The following is a 20,367-nucleotide window of genomic DNA, read 5'->3' as shown; positions in this document are numbered from 1 at the left end:
TTTATTCAGGCTGGCGCAGAACCAGTTCCACTCGGCGGTTCTCAGCGCGCCCTTCGGGCGTGTCGTTAGTGGCGACGGGTGCAGTTTCGCCCATACCCTGAGAGTTAATTCGGGTTAACGAGATGTCGTATTCCGCTGAAAGCACTTTTCTTACAGCACTGGCGCGGGCATCTGAAAGTTGCATGTTGTAGCTTGCTGAACCGCGGCTGTCCGTATGGCCGAACACCTGGAGTTCTGTTGAAGGGTATTCCTTCATCAAGCGTGCAATATTCTTAAGTTCTTTGACGGATTCCTGTGGCACGGCAGAGCTATTGCTCGGAAAGGCGATATAGAGATTTTCCCGTACTTCGACAGTCAGTTTTTCTGCACAACCCTGAGCGTCTACTTTTGCGCCCTGTGGTGTATCAGGACAGGCATCATCTTTGTCGAGGACGCCGTCCATATCAGAGTCTTTTTCTTCACATCCGGTCGCGTCAACGACAGCACCTGCTGGCGTATTGGGGCATTGATCGTCACCGTCAACGACGCCATCGTTGTCACTATCGAGAACCACTGGCTCCATTGATTTGGGGTAGCTGCGACCGAAAAGGACCGATACACCCAGAAACGGTTGGAAATCGAGATAAGTATCCTGAAGTTCACCAATCGCACGTATGCCTGCTTCAGCAATAAAGCGTTGATCGAATATCAGTTTCTGCAAGCCAGCTTCAGCGAAGAGGGCGTTTTCGCTGACTTCGTTGCTGCCAATTAAGGTATTCGATGCGATGTCGTAATTACTGTATTTATAGCCGCCGCCAGCGAATGCCCGCCAATCACCATAATGAAACGCAGTCGGGTGAACCCTGAGGCCGACGGAGTAAGATTCCACATCAATGTCAGCATCTGATTCGGTGGTTTCGCTCTCTGCCATAGCTGCCTGGGCATACAGGCTCAGTAGAGAGTTGTACTGGTGTGCGAGGTTGATTCCGTAGCCGTGGAAATCCGTGATGTTATCGTCGGTATCCTCAGTACGACCCTCAGCGATGAGGGTGTAGTTGTACTCGAGGCCCAAGCTGGTGTAGCTCTCTGGCCATTCATGTTCGTGGTCATCCGCTATTGCCATTGAGGGCATCAGAGTGATGGCGCAAATAAGTGCTGTTTTTTGTATATCCATAGTCAGAACTCAAATTGTTCATAAGTTGCGTGCTGTCGATGGCATAGAAAACTCAGATATGGCGATGTCGACGTTTCACGTTGTTTGTAACACTCCTGCTGAAGGAGGTGTTCTGAGTGGAATATATCGTTGCGAACTATGGCGATATGTTTGTTTGTGTTATCGAAGGTGAGAGATTGTTATTTAAAAATTGAGAGATTTATTAGTAGTTGCTGAATTCATTGCACTAATTACAGTTACATTTGGAAACATAAATACATAGCGAAACAAAATAAAACCTATTGTTACTCCATGCGGATGTTTAAGGTGTGTTTTGTAGTCAGCTGGCTCTGTAGGAAAAACGTTTTTTCAATTTCACAACACTGAATAACTGAATGGATTCTCTGTATACTGCGCGCTGTGACAGAAGCCACAGATACACAAGCTATAAATACAGAGGACAAACTATGAGACCAAGCGGCCGCGCACTGGATCAGTTAAGAGAAGTACGCATCACCCGGAACTACACTAAGCATGCCGAGGGCTCCGTGCTGGTGGAGTTTGGCGACACCAAAGTCATCTGTACTGCCAGTGCGGAAACCAAAGTGCCACCTTTCCTGCGTGGTCAGGGCCAGGGTTGGGTCACCGCTGAATACGGTATGCTGCCACGCTCTACCGGTTCGCGCATGATCCGTGAAGCCGCCAAAGGTAAGCAGCAGGGGCGTACTGTTGAGATTTCCCGCCTGATTGGCCGTAGCCTGCGCGCAGCAGTCGACCTTGAAGCTCTGGGCGAAAACACCATCACCATCGACTGTGATGTCATTCAGGCCGACGGTGGCACCCGTACCGCATCGATCACGGGTGCCTGTGTGGCTCTTGCCGATGCCATTAACTGGCTGAAAGAAAACGGCAAGGTAAAAGGTGAGCCACTGAAGCAGATGATCGCTGCTGTGTCGGTTGGTATCTATAACGGTGAGGCCGTGTTAGATCTGGATTACGCCGAAGACTCAACGGCTGAAACGGACCTGAACGTCATCATGACCGAGAAAGGCGGTTACGTAGAGATTCAGGGCACTGCGGAAGGGGAAGCTTTCTCTGCAGAAGAGCTGAATGCCATGCTGGCTCATGCTCAGAAGGCTATCGGTGAATTGTCCGAGCTACAGAAGGCGGCTCTGTCATCCTGATATGAAAAAGGCCAGCAGATCCGCTGGCCTTTTCACTATCGCTCAAACGATCACTCTGCACCTGAGAATCAGAGCGCTCATATCTCTTCGTCAAACTCGTATTCGATCATCACAGCAGCATGTTTACCAAACTGAGGTGCTTTCTCGATGCGGGCTTCAACGACATACTGGCGCACTCCGGGCGTGCAGATCTGATAGTCGATACGCCAGCCACTCTGATCGCGCCGCTGACTTTCTTCATCTGGCCACCAGGTAAACTGATTCTCGCCAAAATTCGCTTCACGGAAGGCATCGGTAAACTCGACTGGTCCGAATATCTGATCAAACCACGCACGCTCTTCGGGCATAAATCCCGGGGTATCCTGAGCGTTTTTCCAGTCCTGAATATCGACGGTTTTATGAGCCGCTTCGAAATTGCCACAGAAAATAAACTCGCGGCGTTTGCGTCGGGTCTTCTGCAGGTGTTCAAGAAATACCTGCTGGAACTCCAGCTTGTCTTCGAGTGTGTTGTGCTCATCAATCGTTGGGAACAGAACAGAAGCCACGCTGACGTGGTCGAAGTCCGCCTGGATAAAACGGCCCTGCATATCCCACTCGGCGTGGGCTAATCCCGTCATGATGGCCTTGGGAACATCGCGGGTCAGGATCGCGACACCACTGTAGTTGTCTTCAGCAGCATCGAAAAAGTACGCGTTGAATCCTTCCGGGTAGAGCACGTCATCAGACAGCTGATACTCTTTTGCCTTGAGGTTCTGTATGGCAACGACGTCAACATCGGCACTGCTCAGCCACTGATACAGGCCGTTTTTTACTGCCTGTTCCAGTCCGTCAACGTGAAGTGTGATTATCCTCATACATGGTTCCCGGTTATCGATGGGTGTATCATACCGCATCCAATTAGGCCGCTGCACTCTTCTGTGGCACCAATATGGCTACGGGTCTTGCGAAAACAGGAGATAACCCGGCTGGATCGCCTGTTCTTCTTAATTTTCATTGCTGGCCCACGACGACAATTCAGGATTCCTTATGCAAACCTATCAGAAAGAGTTTATCGAATTTGCTATCCAGCAGGGTGTACTACGTTTTGGTGAGTTCACTCTTAAATCCGGACGCATCAGTCCTTACTTCTTTAATGCCGGTTTGTTTAACACGGGTTCTGCTCTTGCTCGCCTGGGTCGTTTTTATGCGGCAGCGTTAGAAGACTCCGGTATTGAGTACGACGTTGTCTTTGGCCCTGCATACAAGGGTATCCCTTTGTCTGCTGCTTTATCCATCGCGCTTGCAGATCAATACCAGAAAGACCTTCCGTACGTCTTTAACCGCAAAGAGGCAAAGACGCATGGTGAGGGTGGAAATCTGGTGGGTGCTCCGCTTGAAGGCCGTGTTCTGATTGTAGACGACGTTATCACCGCTGGCACGGCCATCCGTGAAGTGATGACAATGATCAACGCAGCTGACGGTGCGACGCCAGCCGCGGCGTTGATTGCTCTTGACCGTCAGGAGCGCGGTCAGGGCGAATTATCTGCCATTCAAGAGGTAGAACGTGACTTCGGTATCACTGTTGCCAGTATCGTAGGCCTGAATCAGGTGCTAGATTATGTCTCTGGAAATCCTGAGCTGGCGCAATACGCAGACGCGATTGCTGCATATCGGGATCAATACGGCGTTAAGTAATCCGGGAGATCTATGTTCAGGCGGCTGTTGGTTGGTGCTACGTTAAGCGCATTAGCATGCGCATCCCTGGCGGCAGGCAATGTTTATCGGTTCAATGTTGATGGGCAGGTCGTGATTAAAGACTCGGTGCCGGCAGATCTGGCACCTCTGGGCTACGATGTTCTGAACTCCCGTGGCATGCTGGTCAAGCGCGTGCCGCGTGAGCTGACACCAGAAGAGATTGCTGAACGGGATCGCCTGAAAGCCGAGCAGGAAGCCCGGAATGTCCGTATCGAGCAGCGCAAGCAAAAAGATAAAGACCTGATGCGTATCTACTCGACGGTTGCCGATGTTGACCGGGCATTGCATAGAAAGTCGGAAGAAGTCATTACTCAAAAAGACCTGCAGGCCCGCCGCATCACTGACCTTACCGAGAAGCTAGAGCAGGCGCAGCAGGCTGCTGCGAATACAGAACGACGGGGAGCTGCGGTGCCTGAGTCGCTGGTGGACGAGATTCGCCACTACCAAAGCGCCATTCAGGGAGCTGAGGTTGCCATTCGGGAGCTGGAAGAAAAATTAGAAACGCTGAACCACGATTATGGAGTGATTCGTCAGCGGTTAAGAGTATTGTCTGTGTACCCTGCGGGTACGTTACCTGAAGACGTCGACAACAGTCGCTTACCGGCTCTCAATCCGTGAGAGCCAGTTAGTGCCTTACTGATTTAAGGCATCTGCAGGTCTTTTTCCTGCAACAGTATCTGGCTCAGAGAGGCCCATTGAGCAGGCCAGTGCTCTGTTGGACGAACCGAGAACTCTGTACGCACATACTGACGTATACGGCCTTCAATTACAGCCGTCAGAAGATTCGCCAATGCTGTCGGCGACTGCTGCGGTACCAGACCTTCCCTCACTTCTGCTTCCCGCAGGATCTGCTTGAACTGAAGTTCGAAGCGGTCAAAGACCTGATCAATCCGCTGACGCAGACGTTCAGTTTCACCCGCAAGCGCATCCCCTGAGAGCAGACGGCACATGCCAGGGTTCTTTTCGGCGAATGTCAGCAGCAGGCCTAATGTTTTTTCACAACGTTGTTGTGCACCATCGATGTCCTTGAGGATCATATTGATGCGCGAAAACAGCGTATCCTCGATGAAGGTGATCAGGCCTTCAAACATTTTCGCCTTCGACGGAAAGTGGCGATAGAGCGCCGCTTCCGAGACGCCAACTTCTTTCGCAAGGCTTGCGGTTGTGATCCGCCCGCCAGGATTGGACTCCAGCATATGCGCCAGAGCCTGAAGGATCTGGTCGCGGCGAGACATCTTTTCCGTTGCGTCTGTCATCCGTATTCCTTAGCGGCGTCGATTGGTGATCAGAGTACCTACACCTTCATCGGTGAAGAGCTCAAGCAATGTCGAGTGAGCAACACGACCGTCGATGATGTGAGCGCTGTTCACGCCGCCATGTACGGCATCCAGTGCACACTGAATTTTTGGCAACATGCCACCGTAAATCGTGCCATCTTCAATCAGAGAGTCGACCTGCTGCGTGGTCAGACCCGTCAGGATCTTGCCTTCTTTATCCATCAGACCAGCGATATTGGTCAGCAGGATCAGTTTTTCGGCCTGCAGTGCCTCTGCCACTTTGCCAGCCACCAGATCAGCATTGATGTTGTATGAGTGACCTTCTTCATCCACACCGATAGGCGCGATCACAGGAATAAAATCACTGTTGGTCAACATATTCAGCAGCGAGGTATTGATGTGCGAAACCTCACCAACATGACCGATGTCGATAATTTCTGGTTTCTCCAGCTCTGGCGATTTGTGCGTAACGTGCAGCTTACGTGCGTGCAGCAACTGACCGTCTTTACCGGTCAGGCCGATGGCATTACCGCCGTTCTGGTTAATCAGATTAACAATATCTTTATTCACCAGGCCGCCCAGAACCATCTCAACCACGTCCATGGTTTCGCTGGTAGTCACGCGCATGCCATTAACGAAGCGGCTTTCAATGTTGAGCTTTTCGAGCAGATCGCCAATCTGAGGGCCGCCACCATGCACAACAATCGGGTTAATACCGACCAGCTTCAGCATTACCATGTCGCGGGCGAAGCTGTTCTTCAGCTCTTCGTCGATCATGGCGTTACCGCCGTATTTAACGACAATAGTTTTGCCAACAAAGCGCTGCAGATACGGCAGAGCTTCGCTCAGAACGTTGGCGGTATTCATGGCGCTGTCTCGCGTCAGAGGCATTGGCTGGCTCCTGTTAATCGGCAAACCGGGTTATTTTCGAGGCGCGATTATACCTCTATTCACTTCCCGGTTGCTATGATTGTTCAGAACGGGGTCTGTATTTCCGGGGCGTGACGGGTAAGTGCCTGCTTCAGAAGTGCCTGAATACGAGCCACGGTTTGTTCAGACTCGCCGGCAAAGCGGAGTGTCAGTCGTGGTGTTGTATTCGACGCACGCACCAACCCCCAGCCGTCACTGAATTCGATACGTAAGCCGTCCACTGTAAAGACCCGCCCTTCGGCGGTCAGTTCGGCATCGGAGCTCAGTGCTTCGATGATTGAGAATTTATCCGCTTCTGTCGTTGTTATAGTTAGCTCTGGAGTGCTGACATCTTCAGGGAGCGTCTTGCAGACATTGGCGACAGAGTCATTGCGTGTGGACAGAATTTCCAGCATACGGGCGCCGGTGTAGAGCCCGTCATCGAATCCGTACCAGCGCTCGGCGATATAAAAGTGACCGCTGAATTCACCACCGATGACCGCATTCACTTCTTTGAGCTTACGCTTCATCAAGGAGTGGCCGGTTTTCCACATGGTCGGGCGGCCACCGAGGCGATTAATTAATGGTGCGAGGTGGCGAGAAGACTTCACATCAAAGAGAACATCCGCACCCGGGCGACGAGGCAGAATATCTTCGAGTAGTAACATCATCATGCGATCTGGCCAGATGATATTACCTTCGTTATCAATCATCAGGACCCGGTCACCGTCGCCATCGAAGGCAAAACCAAGGTCGGCGCCATGGATCAGCACGGCGTTTTTTAGATCTTCGAGATTTTCTGGCTCGCCCGGATCAGGATGATGGTTCGGGAAATGCCCATCAACGTCACAGTAAAGCTCGGTGACGTCCGCGCCCAGTTCACGGAAGAGTTCGGCCGCCAGTGGGCCGCTGACACCATTGCCGGCATCAATGACGATCTTCATTTCGCGAGCGACCTGAACGTCGTCGGTAATGCGTTCAATATACTTATCTTTTATGGCGTCTTCCCGAGCACCGGCGTAGCCCTGACTGTAGTCTTCGTCGCGAATCCGTTGGGCCAGTTTCTGTATTTCCTGCTCGGACAGCGGTTGTTGATCAATCACAGCCTTAAAGCCGTTGTACTCGGCTGGATTATGGCTGCCGGTGACCATCACGCCGCAAGGCGTGTCAGATTCAAAGCATGCGAAATAGAGCGCGCCGGTAGGCAACATGCCGAGGCGGTTTACGCTGCAACCGGCACTTAACAGGCCGTCCTGAAGGACTTTAGCCAGATGCTTGCTGGAGAGACGGCCATCCCAGGCAAGATTTATACGCTCGAAACCACGCTGGCGGACTTCACTACCGAGTGCTTTACCAATATTGCGCACGATGTCGTCATCGAGCTCTTTTTCGACAATGCCGCGAATATCGTAAGCGCGGAAAATGTGATCGGGGAAGCTGTTTTCCTGCGACGGAAAATCAAGGGGTTTACCGTCATAGGTCGCGGATGGTTCGCGAACTTCGGGGCGCTCCGGCTCTTCATCAATTTCGGGCAGATCGTCACGGGTACGGGCTTTCGGTGTGGCTTTAACGCTGGCGGTTTTCAGGCTGGTTTCAGCACTGCTAAGACGATCAAATACCTGTTCACTGGCAAGGCGGACATCATCGGCAAGATCGTTAAACAATTGCAGGCTGAAGCCTGGATTTTCTCGAATTTCTTCTTTGAAAAAACGCTCAAGGAACTGCTGAAAATGTCGATGGTTTTTCTGCAGAATACGTTTCTGGATAAACAGTAAAATAAATAACGCGCTCAGTGTCGCCACCAGTGAAAGAATCCACGGGAAGGATAAATCAAGGAGTGACACGACCGGGCGGTGATCAGAAGGTGTATAAGTCAGAAACCAGTAGTCATTGATCGGGCGGGTGACTGGCCTCGCACTTTTGACGGGCGTGGCCCCGGCGCTGAACACTTCGATCCCCGAACTTTCTTGCGGGGTCAGTTTCTGCATTACCTGAATCTGGCCAAGGTCGCCGGATACCGACGAGCGGAATGCGTTCAGCCAGTCGCGCCCGTAACGTACAAGCAGAACACCCTGCGGTGTACCGGTAGCGGGTACCGGGCTGGCCCAGAAAAAGCTTTGCTCCCCATTGATGTTAACCGCTTCCAGCTTCATATCGTCGCCACGCAGCGTGCGATTGACCAGATCCTGTACGGCGAAGCTGAACTCGGTCTGCAGGTTCTGCGACTGGGAAGGTGTCAGCAGACGGATGTCTTCAGTACCGGGCAGCAAGCTTTTCAGGTCGCTCAGCCAGGTGCGGTTACCGGTCTGTAATGAATCGAGAGTGGCTTCGTGGCTGCTCGCCGCGAGTTGCAGTCGCTTGGTGTCTGTCAGGCGTGTTTTCAATGCAAGTGCTGCCTGAGAGGCGACGGCCTCAGAAAAAGCGGAGTCGACATCGGACTGTGTCAGCAGGTTTATCTGTACGCTTTGCAACGCATAGCCGCTGGCGATAAACAGCAGTGCCAGCCAGATCGCAATCCGGCTGTACGTCACGATGGTAAGAGCCTTCTTGCGAGGCGCTGGCATATTGCTCTCCCTGAGCCACTCAGGCTGCGTGGTAATTTATTATTCTTCCCCCTGCTTTATAGCAGGTTTAACCGCGTCCGGAGTGTCCGAAGCCGCCGCTGCCACGTTCTGTTTCCTGAAACTCCTCCACGACTTCGAAGGCCGCCTGTATTACAGGAACGAGAACGAACTGGGCAATGCGCTCCCCGACTTCGACAGTGAAGGGCTCTTTACCGCGGTTCCAGCAACTGACCATCAGCTCACCCTGGTAGTCAGAATCAATCAGACCAACGAGGTTACCCAGAACAATGCCGTGTTTATGCCCGAGCCCCGAGCGCGGCAGAATGATGCCCGCCAGTGCGGGGTCTTCGATGTAGACTGACAGTCCGGTTTTAATCAGAACGGTATCACCCGGATTGAGGGTGATCGCTTCGTCCATACAGGCGCGCAGGTCGAGACCAGCAGAGCCACCCGTGGCGTACTCTGGCAGTGGAATATCGTTACCAATTCGTGGGTCGAGAATTTTTACCTGCAGCTTTTGCATTATGTTTCCTTCGGCAGTTATTTGTTCAGCAGTCAGTTTTTACATTCGTTATTGCGATTAATCTGGTCGGAAGTGATCGGCGACGAGCCCTATCAATTCGCGGGCGAGGATCTGTTTGTTCATGACATCGAACTGGCATTGCCCCTCCGGCCAATAGACGTTTACCGCATTGTTATCGCTATTAAAACCAATGTCGCTTCGTGACACATCATTGGCAACAATCATATCGAGGTTTTTACGTGCCAGCTTACCCCGTGCGTAGTGTTCGACGTCCTGCGTTTCAGCAGCAAAACCCACGGTAAAAGGGTGTGGTGTATGCGCTGCAACCGTGGCGACGATATCCGGATTCTTAACCAGCTGAATCGACATTTCGTCAGCGGACTTTTTGACTTTCTGGTCGGCAACCTCGGCGGGGCGGTAATCTGCCACGGCCGCAGAAGCGATGAAAATTTCGCAGTGCTCAAGTTCAGACTCTGCAGCCTGTAGCATATCCATAGCGCTGTTTACCCGCACGACCTTGATTCTGTCAGGCGCATCCAATGTCACAGGTCCACTGATCAGAGTGACCCGGGCACCGGCATCGCGCGCGGCTTCTGCGAGGGCATATCCCATTTTGCCTGAGCTGTGATTCGTGATGTACCGGACCGGGTCGATCGCTTCCCGGGTCGGACCGGCGGTGATTACCACGCTGACACCGGCCAGCGCACCCGATTCGAATTTATTGGCAACAGCTTCTGCGATCAGCGCCGGCTCCATCATGCGGCCGGGGCCAACGTCGCCACAGGCCTGTTCGCCCGCGTCGGGGCCGATCACGGTCAGGTTATCTTTGTGGGCATCCTGCAGGCGCTTCATATTGGCTTGAGTCACCGGGTCGCGCCACATCGCCTGGTTCATCGCCGGAGCAATGCAGAGCGGTGCGTCTGTCGCAAGGCACACGGTCGTCAGAAGATCATTGCCCATGCCTTGTGACAGTCGTGCAATCAGATTGGCACTGGCCGGAGCAATCAACAGCAGGTCAGCCCACTTGGCCAGTTCGATGTGACCCATACCGGCCTCTGCTTCAGGGTCCAGCAGAGCATAATGAACCGGATTGCCTGACAACGCCTGCATGGTGAGCGGCGTGATAAATTCGCGCGCGCCGTCGGTCATGATGACCCGGACATCGGCTCCGGCTTTTTTCAGTTCCCTTACCAGTTCTGCACTTTTGTAGGCGGCGATGCCACCACTGATACCCAGCAGGATTCGACGATTGCAGAGTTGTTGCATTTGCATGGTAGAAACAGCCTGACCTGAAAAAAAATTCAGTATATCGTACAGCCATACTCCAATTACACCTACAAGGAGGTAGGGATGGCGATTACGGACTGGCCGGCGAGCGAGCGTCCACGCGAAAAATTACTTGAGTGCGGCCCTGCTGCATTGTCAGATGCCGAGCTGCTGGCGATCTTCCTGCGCACGGGCGTTAAGGGGAAGAGTGCGGTGGATCTTGCGCGCGACCTTTTGAGCGACTTTGGTGGTCTGCGACCCTTACTAACGGCCAGTCAGACAGACTTCTGTCAGCCGTTGGGGCTGGGATCGGCGAAGTTTGCCCAGTTGCAGGCGGTGCTGGAAATGGCGCGTCGGCACCTGGCGCAGGGGATGCAGCGCGGTGACGCTCTGAGCAGCCCCCAGGACACCGAACGTTATCTGCAGGCGCAGCTCAGGGATCGTGACTACGAAGTCTTCGCCTGTCTCTTTCTGGATAATCAGAACCGCGTCATTCGCTACCGTGAGTTATTCCGCGGAACGATTGATGCGGCAGCAGTCTATCCAAGAGAAGTTGTGAAGCAGGCACTGGCAGAAGGTGCGGCGGCGGTGATACTGGCGCACAACCATCCATCCGGTGTGGCTGAGCCGAGCGGGGCAGACCGGTCAATCACAGAGCGACTTCAGCAAGCTCTGGGATTGATGGATATCCGGGTTCTGGATCATCTGGTGGTTGGTGATGGTCATACGGTCTCTTTCGCCCAGCGCGGCTGGCTCTAGCGGGGGTTGAGGCTCGATTATGTGTCTTGACCTGTTGTGTAAAAAATACACTTTTGCTTGCGGGGGTGTCTGCGTTTTGGTATAAAGCGCAACTCTTTTCAGCCAGGGCCGTCTACGGTCATCATAAAGTGATGAGCTAACGCCCACGGTTGGTAACGAATTCAAATTGTTCGATACACACAAAATCGGGGCGAGGAACCATGTCTAAGGTTTGCCAAGTTACAGGAAAAGGTCCTGTTTCCGGGAACAACGTTTCCCACTCACAGATCAAAACCAAGCGTCGTTTTCTGCCGAACCTGCAGAGCCACCGCTTCTGGGTTGAAAGCGAAAACCGTTTCGTACGTCTGCGTATCTCTACTAAGGGTATGCGTATCATCGATAAGAAAGGTATCGATGTAGTACTGGCAGAGCTGCGTGCACGCGGCGAAAAAGTCTAAGGAGACCTGTTATGCCACGCGATAAGATCCGTCTTGTATCAAGTGCCGGTACCGGTCACTTCTATACTACTGACAAAAACAAGCGCACCATGCCTGAGAAATTCGAGATCAAGAAATTTGATCCTGTAGTTCGTAAGCACGTTGCGTACAAAGAAGCTAAGATCAAGTAATTGATCTGACTTCTGAAAGAACCCGGCTCCGGCCGGGTTTTTTTATGCCTGCAATTTACCTGTCGGTATGCGGTAAACTAGGCGTTCATCCATGTAATCCACTTATGTCATTGTTGTTGTATGCCAGAACTACCGGAAGTTGAAACTACCCTGCGCGGCATCAGTCCGTACCTGAAGGGACAGACCATTACCCGCATCGATGTGCGCCAGCCCAGGTTGCGTTGGCCCGTTGAGGATGAGGTGCAGCAGCTGGTCGGACATACGGTGGACAGCCTGACCCGTCGGTCGAAGTATATTCTGGTGAAAACCGCCGTGGGCACGGCGATCTGGCATCTTGGCATGTCCGGATCTCTGCGCTTAGTTGATCCTTCGGCGCCGGCTATGAAGCACGATCACATCGACTGGCATCTGAGCAATGGCCGCGTACTGCGCTATCACGACCCGAGGCGCTTCGGCGCGCTGCTCTGGGTCGCGCCGGGAGAGACCTCTGAGCATCTGAGTCATCTCGGTCCTGAGCCTCTGTCGGACGACTTTGATGATTCTCATCTGTTTCAGAAGAGCCGTGGTAAGTCGCAGGCTGTCAAAACGTTCATTATGGATGGGCGCGTTGTCGTCGGTGTTGGCAATATTTACGCGAACGAGAGCTTGTTTCTGGCGGGTATTCGCCCGCAGACCCCGGCAGGAAAGATCAGTAAGGCCCGTTACCAGAGGCTGACGCAGACAATACGTCAGGTATTAGGGGCTGCAATTGAGCAAGGTGGGACGACTCTTCGGGACTTCGTTGGCGGGGATGGCAAGCCCGGCTACTTCGCCCAGCAGCTCTATGTTTACGGGCGAGGCGGAGAAGAGTGTAAAAACTGCGCCACCACACTGAAAGAGATCCGCCAGGGGCAGCGGGCAACCGTCTACTGCCCAAAATGTCAGCGTTAATCCAAAAAAGCGCGCGATACGTATCTGCTTGTACTATTTTCTTACTGTACTGGTTTTTACTGTACTAGTTACTAAGCTACGTTTTGAGTCAGTGCAGATAACAGGCGACATCGCCTTTACAAAAACAACAAGCATGCTGCGGGAGGCAACGAATGCCAAGGATCTCGACCCCATTCATCATGGATATTGAAGCGTCTGGCTTTGGCCCGGACAGTTACCCCATTGAAGTTGGCCTGGCGCTGGGCGATGGCTCCCGCTTCTGCTCCCTGATTGTTCCGGCGGAACACTGGACGCACTGGGATGCGTCTGCTCAGGGGGTTCACAATATCTCCCGTGAGATGCTGGCGCGTCATGGCAGCCATATTCATCAGGTTGCGACTGAGCTTAATGCGATGTTGAGCGGGAAGACGGTGTACAGCGATGGTTGGGTGGTTGATAAGCCCTGGTTGATCCGTTTGTTTGAAGCCGCCGGTATTGATATGCAGTTTCAGCTCAGTCCGATCGAAGTCATTATGACCGAACCTCAAATTCTGCTGTGGGATGAGACCAAGGCCAGATTAACGCGGGAAGCTAACATTCCACGCCACCGTGCCAGTAACGACGCCTGGTTGATTCAGGAGACTTACCGCCACACTCTGGCAGAGCTGACGGCAGAAGCGGCAGGCTAAGAAAGCCGGCCGCTATCTCACTGACACCTGAATTATTGATTCAGTGTGTATTCGAGCGTGATTTCAGTATCCAGTAGTTTAGAAATCGGACAGTTCGCTTTGGCTGTCTGGGCGATACGCTCGAACTCGTCACCGTCAATGTCATCCACCTGTGCTGCCAGACTCAGGGCGGACTTCGTCACGGTGAAACCGTCGCCGTCTTTATCGAGTGAAACATCGGCCTCGGTTTTCAGCTGACCGCTGGAATAACCTTCACCCTCAAGAGCAAACGACAGCGCCATAGTGAAGCAACTGGCGTGAGCCGCGGCGATTAATTCTTCCGGGTTGGTTCCGGGCTTATCTTCGAATCGGGTATTAAAACCGTAAGGCTGATCTTTCAGTGCACCGGACTCGGTCGACACGCTGGCTTTCGCTTTTTTACCGAGTGAATGATAAATCGCTGAAGCTTTTTTGATGATGCTCATACTGACTCCCAATAAATAGTGACACATATTGGGAGAGGGGACCGGGCGTTAAAGTTCCTGCCTTCTTTCTGGTGAGGCCAAACACTTCATAGTATGGGAGTTAAAGAAAAGACTTTAACCACTGCCATGCCCTGCCCATCGTTTCGTAAAAAGCCCGTTCAGTCTTATAGAGACCTGATGAATCCAGTCTCCAGTCGCTGTGGTGGGCGCCGACGAACATGGCGGGTGCCGGTAATGGGTTCAGGCCTTCCCGCTCAAAAAATACGGTTGCACGTTTAAGGTGTGCCGCTTCGGTCACCAGGGCGAAGCGCTTATCTCTCAATAATGGCTCGGTCAGCGAAGCTTCATTTTCGGTGTCACGCGCGGTCGGGAAAGCAAAAATACGTAACGGGTCTACCCCGCGATCAATGGCGGCCTGTTGCAGAATTTCTGCATGAGGTTGGGCTGCGCTGAAGCCAGCGTAGCCGGTAACGATAAGAATTGCGTCAGGGTTAGCGCGCAGAATACGTAAGCCTTCCGATAAGCGGTACATGGCTGAGCTACCGAGACTCATAAAAGCCGGGCTGTCTGGTGGGGCAATATGACTGGCACTCCCGAGAACCACCACAGCATCAACAGACTGCTCGATATCAAACACCGGATAATAACTTTCATGGGGTGCAATTAGCCGGTCAGCCACCGGATTAAATGCACTGACTGCGAGTAGTAGAAATGCGCTGAAAAATGCCAGCCGGGATTTAACCGGTGCACGAGAAAACCACCACAGTCCCAGTAAAATAAGCAGCAGACTTAGAGGCACTGGCATCAGTGTCATACCGACCAGTTTTTTGAGAATAAACGTAATGCTCTGAGATTCCATCGACGGCTCTTATCGGGGCTGGCTATGGGGCTTCATGTTACTGACATCTTTGCACTTCAGTATACCGGGCTGATTTTCGAGGAGTAGTCATTATGTCCGTCACGCGTCGTTCATTTCTGCGTACAGGTACCGCGAGTCTTGCTGGAGTCAGTGTGGCACCGGGGGCGCTGGCAATGAGTCAGATACCTTCCGAGCCGGAGCTTCCGGCTGCGGGTTTCTTTAACTATGGCGTTGCCAGTGGTGATCCTACGACTGACTCTGTACTGCTCTGGTCCCACTTTTCTCCTGTCAGCCCGATGGATGTTGATGTGATCTGGCAGTTGGCCACCGATGATGGCTTTTCTGACATTGTTGCCAGTGGTGTGGTGCGCACGGGGGCATATCGTGACTATACCGTGAAAGTGGACGTGACCGGGTTAAGTTCAGGTACCTCCTATTTTTACCGCTTTCTGGCCATGGGGGAGACATCTCCGGTTGGTCGTACACGGACTGCTGATGCCGGGAGCCCGGACGCTGCGCGCTTTGCGGTGGTTTCCTGCTCCAGTTATCCACATGGCTATTTTAATGTCTATCGGGTGTTGGCTGAGCGCAGCGATCTGAATGCAGTCATTCATCTGGGCGACTATATGTATGAGTATGGTCAGGACGAATACGGCGAAGACAGTCTGCGGAGTGAGCGTGCACTGGCGCCTGCTCACGAGACCGTTTCATTGTCTGATTATCGTCGTCGCCATGCGCTCTATAAACTGGACCCGGATCTTGCAGCAGTACACCAGCAACACCCCTTTATCTGCGTCTGGGATGATCACGAGTTTACCGATAACGCCTGGCGTGACGGTGCTTCCAATCACGATGACACAGAGGGCGACTGGTCTGCGCGTAAAGCGGCCGCAAAACAGGCGTATTTTGAATGGATGCCGGTCAGAGAAAATCGCTCGGGCAGTATTTATCGTCGGATTCAATACGGTGACCTGCTCGATCTGCTGATGCTGGATACCCGCGTCGAAGGGCGTGATGAGCAGCCTTCTGGTTCAGGTAAGCAGCAGACGGCAATGGATGAAAACCGCTCGCTGCTCGGCTTTGAGCAGGAAGCCTGGCTGCACGATCAACTGGTCAGCAGCTCAGCACAATGGAAGATACTCGGGCAGCAGGTCATGATGGCTCAACGATATTATCTGAATCTGGAAAATCTTCTTGGTAGCGGTGCGGCGGCGTCATTCTGGCTCGATAGCTGGGACGGCTACGCAGCAACGCGAAACCGCCTGCTTGAGGTTGTGCGCAGCCAGAAAGTAAAAAATATGGTGGTGCTGACAGGCGACCTGCATGCCTCCTTTGCGTCGGACATTTCTGATGACCCCTACAGCTGGAGCAACTATAACCGCTATACCGGAGAGGGATCTCTGGCCGTTGAATTTGTCACGCCCTCGGTGACCTCTCCGGGGTTTCCGAAGGTGATTGCCAACAGTGCGGAGAACACCATCATGGCCGGTAGCCCGCATATTAAATACGCGGAAGTGCAGACCCACGGTTTTATTCTGCTAACTGTGGATCGCTTTAAAGTTCAGTCAGACTGGTATTACGTGCCCACAGTGACTGAACGCAGCAAGGTCGTTGAATGCGGCATCAGTTACGCCTGTGAAGACGGTCAGGGCCGGTTGAAACGTGTTTATCAACCAGCCTGACTATCAGCCTTACAGCATAGCAACTTACTGAGTGATGACTCTCGCGCTGCCAATGCCGCGTGGGTCTGAAGCGGCGGTGACTTCGCCGCTTTCCTTATCGATCAGGATGGCCTGCATATTGCCGTATTCACGGCCGACATCCCGGAAAGAATGACCGCGCTTCTGCAACTCGGTCATGGCTTCTTCAGAGATCACGCCTGGTTCGTGCTGAATAACATCGGGCAGGTACTGGTGATGAATGCGCGGACGTGCGACCCAGTCTTCGACGGGTTTCCCTTGCAGGTATTCCAGCGCACCGAGGAAGACCATACTGATAATACGGCTGCCACCCGGTGTTCCTAATACGGCAATGCTGTCTTCAGATTCCAGCATCGAAGGTGACATGGATGACAGTGGGCGCTTACCCGGAGCAATCGCATTTGCTTCATTGCCAACCAGACCATAGGCGTTTGGTTCGCCCGGCTTGGCAGAAAAATCATCCATCTCGTTATTAAGTAGTACGCCGGTACCCGGAATCGTGTAGGCAGAACCAAACGGCAGGTTAATACTCAGGGTTGCTGATACACGGTTTCCTTCTGAATCAACGACAGATAAGTGCGTTGTGTGGAAACCTTCCTGAATATTTTTAGGGCCATTTAATTCGGTGCTCGGCGTCGCCTGATTCATATCGATACCGGCTGCCCATTCTTTATTACGCTCATCACTGGTGAGTTTTTTCATTGGGACATCAACAAAGTCCGGGTCACCGAGAAATTCAGCACGATCACGATACGCGCGACGCATGACTTCGGTGAGCAGGTGTACCTGATCGGCTTCACTCATGCTTTGCCAGTCAAACGGCTCAAGCATTTTCAGCATCTGGGCAATCGCGATACCGCCAGAAGAGGGCGGTGGCGCACTGATTAACTGAGTGCCGCCCAGCGTCACTTTGACTGGCTCACGTTCTTTCACTTCGTAAGCAGCGAGGTCGTTCAAAGTCCAGTCGCCGCCCGCTTTATTGACCTCGTCGACCATGGTCACCGCCAGTGGGCCGCGGTAGAAACCATCAAAACCCAGGTTGGCGATGCTACTGAGGGTGTTCGCAAGGTCAGGCTGCTTGAGTGTAAAACCGACGTCGGGAATACGGCCATCATTCAGAAAAACAGAGGCACTGGATGGGTAGCGTTGAACAGCGTCGAGTCGGTAGCTCATCAACTTCTGATAATGCGGATCGACAGGAAAGCCTTCGCTTGCCTGAGTGATGGCGTCGGCGAGGGAGCGTGTGAGTGGTAACTTACCGTAATGCTCAGCAATATAAGCGAATGCTGCTGGCTGCCCGGGGATACCGCCCGCGGTCGCGCCATTTACGGCTTTGTCTCTGTCGACTTCTCCGTTTTCATCCAGGTAGTAATCCCGGTGAAAAGACTGTGGCGCTGTCTCGCGTGCATCGATAAAGCGATATTGCTTCTGGTCAGCATCGTATAGCAGCCAGAAGCCGCCACCGCCTATACCTGCGCTATAGGGTTCGACAACGCCGAGACTGGCCGCAACAGCTATGGCAGCATCAAAGGCATTGCCACCATCGGCCAGAACCTCAAGGCCTGCCTCTGTGGCCAAAGGATGAGCACTTGCTACGGCCACTGTGCCTGAGAATGAATCAGGCTGAGTATCTTTCTGAGCACAGCCAGTGACAGCAGTAGTAACAGTGAAAATGAGAGCGCTGGTGGCGAAAACTCCAGCAAGCCAGGTGCGGCGCATAAAAAAGCCTCCGGTGACAGGAGGCTCTAGTGTCTTACTCGCAAGCGCCGGGTGCAACCGGCGCGGGCGGAATCAGGCGATTTTCTTGCCCGTCAGGCGCTCGTACTTGGCTTCGAGCTCTTCCTGAGTTTCCATGTTGTCGTCATCCTGTGGGATGCAGTCGACCGGGCATACGAGCTGGCACTGAGGCTCGTCGTAGTGACCTACACACTCGGTGCATTTTGCCGGATCGATTTCGTAAATTTCTTCTCCCGGAGTGATCGCTTCATTCGGACACTCTGGCTCACATACATCACAGTTGATGCACTCATCAGTAATTATCAAGGCCATGACTAACCTCCATCAGGGAATACGGCTCAGGAAATACGGTTACTGAGGCGTATTATGCCTCAGTCTGGTATTTTTTCAGAGTGTTAGCGACGGTTGGATGAACCAGCGTACTGATATCACCTCCCAGAGCTGACACCTCGCGCACGATCGTCGACGACACATAGGAATATTGCTCTGCAGGTGTCAGAAACAAGCTTTCGACGTTCGGTGCCAGTACGCGATTCATGTTAGCGAGCTGGAATTCGTATTCGAAGTCCGAAACTGCACGCAAGCCGCGCAGAATGATGTTGCCGCGCTTTTCCTTGACGAAGTCTGCAAGCAGGTTGCTGAACCCGACAACTTCAACGTTATGCAGGTGGCCCAGTACGCTCTGAGCCAGGTCTACGCGCGTTTCGAGATCCAGCAGAGGACGCTTCTTTGGGCTTGCTGCAACGGCGACGATAATGTGATCAAACATGCGGGCTGCACGTTCAATCAGATCAGTGTGACCGTTGGTGATAGGGTCAAAGGTGCCCGGGTATACAACTGTATTCATAAAATCAGCCTTATGGGTGATATCTGCGCGAATAGTAATAGATGGGTGGGGTCTGGGCAAATGGCAGGACACGTCACATCATGCGGCACTATAGCCATATAACTCCGCTGCTTTGCTTGCACCTTATATTAAGACAATAGACTCAAGGCGAGGCATGCGGGAGTGTACTGACAATCTCCCCGTGTTTGTCGATGATCAGCACCTCAGCCTCAGGCACATTCTCTATCAGCGTAACGCCCTTTGCTGGGCCCAGCACAAACACGGCAGTCGCCAATGCATCAGCGAGGTAGGCTCGCGAGGTCAGCACGGTGACGCTACGACTCAGATTGGCAGGATAGCCAGTATCCGGGTCGATAATGTGATGGTAGCGAGTGCCGTTTTTCTCAAAGTAGCGCTCGTAGTCCCCGGAGGTTGCGACTGCACCGTTGGCGACAGGCAGCACGGCGATCAGACTTTCTGGGTTGTCTGGATGTTGTATGCCGACTTTCCAGCGCTTGGCACTGTTCTTGGCATTGTCTTTAATAGAGGCTCCCGAACTGGCGTACAGATCACCGCCCGCATTGATATAGAACACATCGAATCCGGCATTACGGATAACCTGCACCGCGCGATCAATCGCATAGCCTTTGGCAATGCCTCCGAGGCCGATCTGGGTTCCTGCCACCGTCAGAAAAACAGTCTGTTTTTCTTCATCTAAGACGACGTGCTGATAATCGATGGAAGCGGCCGCGCGCTTTAATTCGGCCGCTTCAGGGATAGTCTGTTTTCGAAAGTCCCAGAGCTTGCCCGCGCTTTTGAAGGTGATATCAAATTTTCCGTTACTCAGCTCCGATATGCGCAGAGCTTCGCTGATTAATCGAAATACTTCGGGTGATACCGGAACGGCTTTCTCGCCCGCCGCCTTATTTACCGCACTGATTTCGCTTTTGGGTTCCCATTCAGAGAATACCTGCGTGACGCGTTTGATTTCATCGATAGCGCTGTCTATTGCCACATTGGCCGCTGTAGCGGAGTGGCTATCGCTGGTCAGAAGAATCTGAAAATCGACCGTGGTCGTCATCAGGCTGGTGGACCTGTTGACCGAAGGCGTTGTCTGATTTTCTGCAGTACCACTGATGCGCTCAGCGGCATGTAACGGGTTAACAAAGAGGCTCAGGCCAGCCAGTAAAATGCAACTGGCGCAGAGTTGTCTGAGTCTAAAGACCAC

The 20,367-nt window shown here is 52.9% G+C and carries 22 protein-coding genes; 9 read left to right on the top strand and 13 right to left on the bottom strand.

Annotation, left to right across the window (positions count from 1 at the left end; translation table 11 throughout):
• Position 1: 1 nt before the first annotated feature.
• The gene (locus BW941_RS13490; protein WP_084188968.1) at positions 2 to 1,153 is read right to left on the bottom strand and encodes an OmpA family protein; all 1,152 of its coding nucleotides are present in this window, start codon (positions 1,151 to 1,153) and stop codon (positions 2 to 4) included.
• A 446-nt stretch (positions 1,154 to 1,599) separates the two neighbouring features.
• On the opposite strand from BW941_RS13490, the gene rph reads away from it, so the two are divergent.
• On the top strand, positions 1,600 to 2,316 hold the full coding sequence (gene rph / locus BW941_RS13485; RefSeq protein WP_076516895.1) for a ribonuclease PH: 717 nt from the start codon (positions 1,600 to 1,602) through the stop codon (positions 2,314 to 2,316).
• A 77-nt stretch (positions 2,317 to 2,393) separates the two neighbouring features.
• Here the strand turns inward: rph and BW941_RS13480 are convergent, their stop codons facing one another.
• On the bottom strand, positions 2,394 to 3,170 hold the full coding sequence (locus BW941_RS13480) for an exodeoxyribonuclease III (RefSeq protein ID WP_076516892.1): 777 nt from the start codon (positions 3,168 to 3,170) through the stop codon (positions 2,394 to 2,396).
• Between the two features lie 172 nt (positions 3,171 to 3,342).
• On the opposite strand from BW941_RS13480, the gene pyrE reads away from it, so the two are divergent.
• A complete protein-coding gene (gene pyrE / locus BW941_RS13475; RefSeq protein ID WP_068439737.1) occupies positions 3,343 to 3,990 on the top strand; it encodes an orotate phosphoribosyltransferase in 648 nt (215 codons plus the stop codon).
• Positions 3,991 to 4,002: 12 nt separating this feature from the next.
• Positions 4,003 to 4,668: a hypothetical protein gene (locus BW941_RS13470; protein WP_076516890.1), complete on the top strand. Its 666-nt coding sequence runs from the start codon at positions 4,003 to 4,005 to the stop codon at positions 4,666 to 4,668.
• Between the two features lie 23 nt (positions 4,669 to 4,691).
• Here BW941_RS13470 and slmA read toward each other — a convergent pair whose 3' ends face one another.
• The 5 genes from slmA to coaBC form a co-directional block, all read right to left on the bottom strand.
• Positions 4,692 to 5,306 (bottom strand): nucleoid occlusion factor SlmA, encoded by a 615-nt coding sequence (slmA, locus tag BW941_RS13465; RefSeq protein ID WP_068439735.1) that lies wholly within the window; start codon positions 5,304 to 5,306, stop codon positions 4,692 to 4,694.
• Between the two features lie 9 nt (positions 5,307 to 5,315).
• On the bottom strand, positions 5,316 to 6,218 hold the full coding sequence (argB, locus tag BW941_RS13460; RefSeq protein WP_076516887.1) for an acetylglutamate kinase: 903 nt from the start codon (positions 6,216 to 6,218) through the stop codon (positions 5,316 to 5,318).
• Between the two features lie 83 nt (positions 6,219 to 6,301).
• Entirely contained in the window at positions 6,302 to 8,800 is a 2,499-nt protein-coding gene (locus BW941_RS13455; protein ID WP_076516884.1) for a phosphomannomutase/phosphoglucomutase, read from the bottom strand.
• Between the two features lie 67 nt (positions 8,801 to 8,867).
• Positions 8,868 to 9,323, bottom strand: coding sequence for a dUTP diphosphatase (dut, locus tag BW941_RS13450; RefSeq protein WP_139325849.1), 456 nt, complete (start codon positions 9,321 to 9,323; stop codon positions 8,868 to 8,870).
• A 57-nt stretch (positions 9,324 to 9,380) separates the two neighbouring features.
• Positions 9,381 to 10,589 carry a bifunctional phosphopantothenoylcysteine decarboxylase/phosphopantothenate--cysteine ligase CoaBC gene (gene coaBC, locus BW941_RS13445; RefSeq protein ID WP_076516967.1) on the bottom strand — a complete coding sequence of 403 codons (1,209 nt, stop codon included), beginning with the start codon at positions 10,587 to 10,589 and terminating at the stop codon, positions 9,381 to 9,383.
• A gap of 84 nt (positions 10,590 to 10,673) precedes the next feature.
• Between coaBC and radC the strand changes: the two genes are divergently transcribed.
• The 5 genes from radC (at position 10,674) to BW941_RS13420 (ending at position 13,553) form a co-directional block, all read left to right on the top strand.
• On the top strand, positions 10,674 to 11,348 hold the full coding sequence (radC, locus tag BW941_RS13440) for a RadC family protein (protein ID WP_076516878.1): 675 nt from the start codon (positions 10,674 to 10,676) through the stop codon (positions 11,346 to 11,348).
• A gap of 200 nt (positions 11,349 to 11,548) precedes the next feature.
• Positions 11,549 to 11,785, top strand: coding sequence for a 50S ribosomal protein L28 (gene rpmB / locus BW941_RS13435; protein WP_068438718.1), 237 nt, complete (start codon positions 11,549 to 11,551; stop codon positions 11,783 to 11,785).
• A gap of 11 nt (positions 11,786 to 11,796) precedes the next feature.
• Positions 11,797 to 11,955: a 50S ribosomal protein L33 gene (rpmG, locus tag BW941_RS13430; protein ID WP_068438531.1), complete on the top strand. Its 159-nt coding sequence runs from the start codon at positions 11,797 to 11,799 to the stop codon at positions 11,953 to 11,955.
• Between the two features lie 120 nt (positions 11,956 to 12,075).
• Positions 12,076 to 12,885, top strand: coding sequence for a bifunctional DNA-formamidopyrimidine glycosylase/DNA-(apurinic or apyrimidinic site) lyase (mutM, locus tag BW941_RS13425; RefSeq protein ID WP_076516876.1), 810 nt, complete (start codon positions 12,076 to 12,078; stop codon positions 12,883 to 12,885).
• 152 nt (positions 12,886 to 13,037) lie between these two features.
• Positions 13,038 to 13,553, top strand: a complete 516-nt coding sequence (locus BW941_RS13420; RefSeq protein WP_076516874.1) for a 3'-5' exonuclease — start codon at positions 13,038 to 13,040, stop codon at positions 13,551 to 13,553.
• 32 nt (positions 13,554 to 13,585) lie between these two features.
• On the opposite strand, the gene BW941_RS13415 is transcribed toward BW941_RS13420, so the two are convergent.
• Both BW941_RS13415 and BW941_RS13410 read right to left on the bottom strand, forming a co-directional pair.
• The gene (locus BW941_RS13415; protein ID WP_076516965.1) at positions 13,586 to 14,017 is read right to left on the bottom strand and encodes an OsmC family protein; all 432 of its coding nucleotides are present in this window, start codon (positions 14,015 to 14,017) and stop codon (positions 13,586 to 13,588) included.
• A 100-nt stretch (positions 14,018 to 14,117) separates the two neighbouring features.
• Entirely contained in the window at positions 14,118 to 14,876 is a 759-nt protein-coding gene (locus BW941_RS13410; protein WP_084188966.1) for an ElyC/SanA/YdcF family protein, read from the bottom strand.
• A 92-nt stretch (positions 14,877 to 14,968) separates the two neighbouring features.
• Between BW941_RS13410 and BW941_RS13405 the strand changes: the two genes are divergently transcribed.
• Positions 14,969 to 16,558 (top strand): alkaline phosphatase D family protein, encoded by a 1,590-nt coding sequence (locus tag BW941_RS13405; protein ID WP_076516872.1) that lies wholly within the window; start codon positions 14,969 to 14,971, stop codon positions 16,556 to 16,558.
• Between the two features lie 24 nt (positions 16,559 to 16,582).
• On the opposite strand, the gene ggt is transcribed toward BW941_RS13405, so the two are convergent.
• The 4 genes from ggt to BW941_RS13385 form a co-directional block, all read right to left on the bottom strand.
• A complete protein-coding gene (gene ggt / locus BW941_RS13400) occupies positions 16,583 to 18,295 on the bottom strand; it encodes a gamma-glutamyltransferase (protein WP_076516869.1) in 1,713 nt (570 codons plus the stop codon).
• 72 nt (positions 18,296 to 18,367) lie between these two features.
• Entirely contained in the window at positions 18,368 to 18,625 is a 258-nt protein-coding gene (locus BW941_RS13395) for a YfhL family 4Fe-4S dicluster ferredoxin (RefSeq protein WP_068435219.1), read from the bottom strand.
• A gap of 52 nt (positions 18,626 to 18,677) precedes the next feature.
• Positions 18,678 to 19,160: a pantetheine-phosphate adenylyltransferase gene (gene coaD / locus BW941_RS13390; RefSeq protein WP_068436960.1), complete on the bottom strand. Its 483-nt coding sequence runs from the start codon at positions 19,158 to 19,160 to the stop codon at positions 18,678 to 18,680.
• 142 nt (positions 19,161 to 19,302) lie between these two features.
• Positions 19,303 to 20,367, bottom strand: a complete 1,065-nt coding sequence (locus BW941_RS13385; protein WP_175607913.1) for an FAD:protein FMN transferase — start codon at positions 20,365 to 20,367, stop codon at positions 19,303 to 19,305.

The organism is Thalassolituus maritimus (assembly GCF_900156675.1).
GTDB lineage: Bacteria > Pseudomonadota > Gammaproteobacteria > Pseudomonadales > Oceanobacteraceae > Thalassolituus > Thalassolituus maritimus.
This window is presented reverse-complemented; position numbering and strand designations above follow the sequence as displayed.

Coding starts and splice junctions, on each gene's coding strand:
- BW941_RS13490 (WP_084188968.1), bottom strand. CDS start 1,153: ATGGATATACAAAAAACAGCACTTATTTGCGCCATCACTCTGATGCCC.
- rph (WP_076516895.1), top strand. CDS start 1,600: ATGAGACCAAGCGGCCGCGCACTGGATCAGTTAAGAGAAGTACGCATC.
- BW941_RS13480 (WP_076516892.1), bottom strand. CDS start 3,170: ATGAGGATAATCACACTTCACGTTGACGGACTGGAACAGGCAGTAAAA.
- pyrE (WP_068439737.1), top strand. CDS start 3,343: ATGCAAACCTATCAGAAAGAGTTTATCGAATTTGCTATCCAGCAGGGT.
- BW941_RS13470 (WP_076516890.1), top strand. CDS start 4,003: ATGTTCAGGCGGCTGTTGGTTGGTGCTACGTTAAGCGCATTAGCATGC.
- slmA (WP_068439735.1), bottom strand. CDS start 5,306: ATGACAGACGCAACGGAAAAGATGTCTCGCCGCGACCAGATCCTTCAG.
- argB (WP_076516887.1), bottom strand. CDS start 6,218: ATGCCTCTGACGCGAGACAGCGCCATGAATACCGCCAACGTTCTGAGC.
- BW941_RS13455 (WP_076516884.1), bottom strand. CDS start 8,800: ATGCCAGCGCCTCGCAAGAAGGCTCTTACCATCGTGACGTACAGCCGG.
- dut (WP_139325849.1), bottom strand. CDS start 9,323: ATGCAAAAGCTGCAGGTAAAAATTCTCGACCCACGAATTGGTAACGAT.
- coaBC (WP_076516967.1), bottom strand. CDS start 10,589: ATGCAACAACTCTGCAATCGTCGAATCCTGCTGGGTATCAGTGGTGGC.
- radC (WP_076516878.1), top strand. CDS start 10,674: ATGGCGATTACGGACTGGCCGGCGAGCGAGCGTCCACGCGAAAAATTA.
- rpmB (WP_068438718.1), top strand. CDS start 11,549: ATGTCTAAGGTTTGCCAAGTTACAGGAAAAGGTCCTGTTTCCGGGAAC.
- rpmG (WP_068438531.1), top strand. CDS start 11,797: ATGCCACGCGATAAGATCCGTCTTGTATCAAGTGCCGGTACCGGTCAC.
- mutM (WP_076516876.1), top strand. CDS start 12,076: ATGCCAGAACTACCGGAAGTTGAAACTACCCTGCGCGGCATCAGTCCG.
- BW941_RS13420 (WP_076516874.1), top strand. CDS start 13,038: ATGCCAAGGATCTCGACCCCATTCATCATGGATATTGAAGCGTCTGGC.
- BW941_RS13415 (WP_076516965.1), bottom strand. CDS start 14,017: ATGAGCATCATCAAAAAAGCTTCAGCGATTTATCATTCACTCGGTAAA.
- BW941_RS13410 (WP_084188966.1), bottom strand. CDS start 14,876: ATGGAATCTCAGAGCATTACGTTTATTCTCAAAAAACTGGTCGGTATG.
- BW941_RS13405 (WP_076516872.1), top strand. CDS start 14,969: ATGTCCGTCACGCGTCGTTCATTTCTGCGTACAGGTACCGCGAGTCTT.
- ggt (WP_076516869.1), bottom strand. CDS start 18,295: ATGCGCCGCACCTGGCTTGCTGGAGTTTTCGCCACCAGCGCTCTCATT.
- BW941_RS13395 (WP_068435219.1), bottom strand. CDS start 18,625: ATGGCCTTGATAATTACTGATGAGTGCATCAACTGTGATGTATGTGAG.
- coaD (WP_068436960.1), bottom strand. CDS start 19,160: ATGAATACAGTTGTATACCCGGGCACCTTTGACCCTATCACCAACGGT.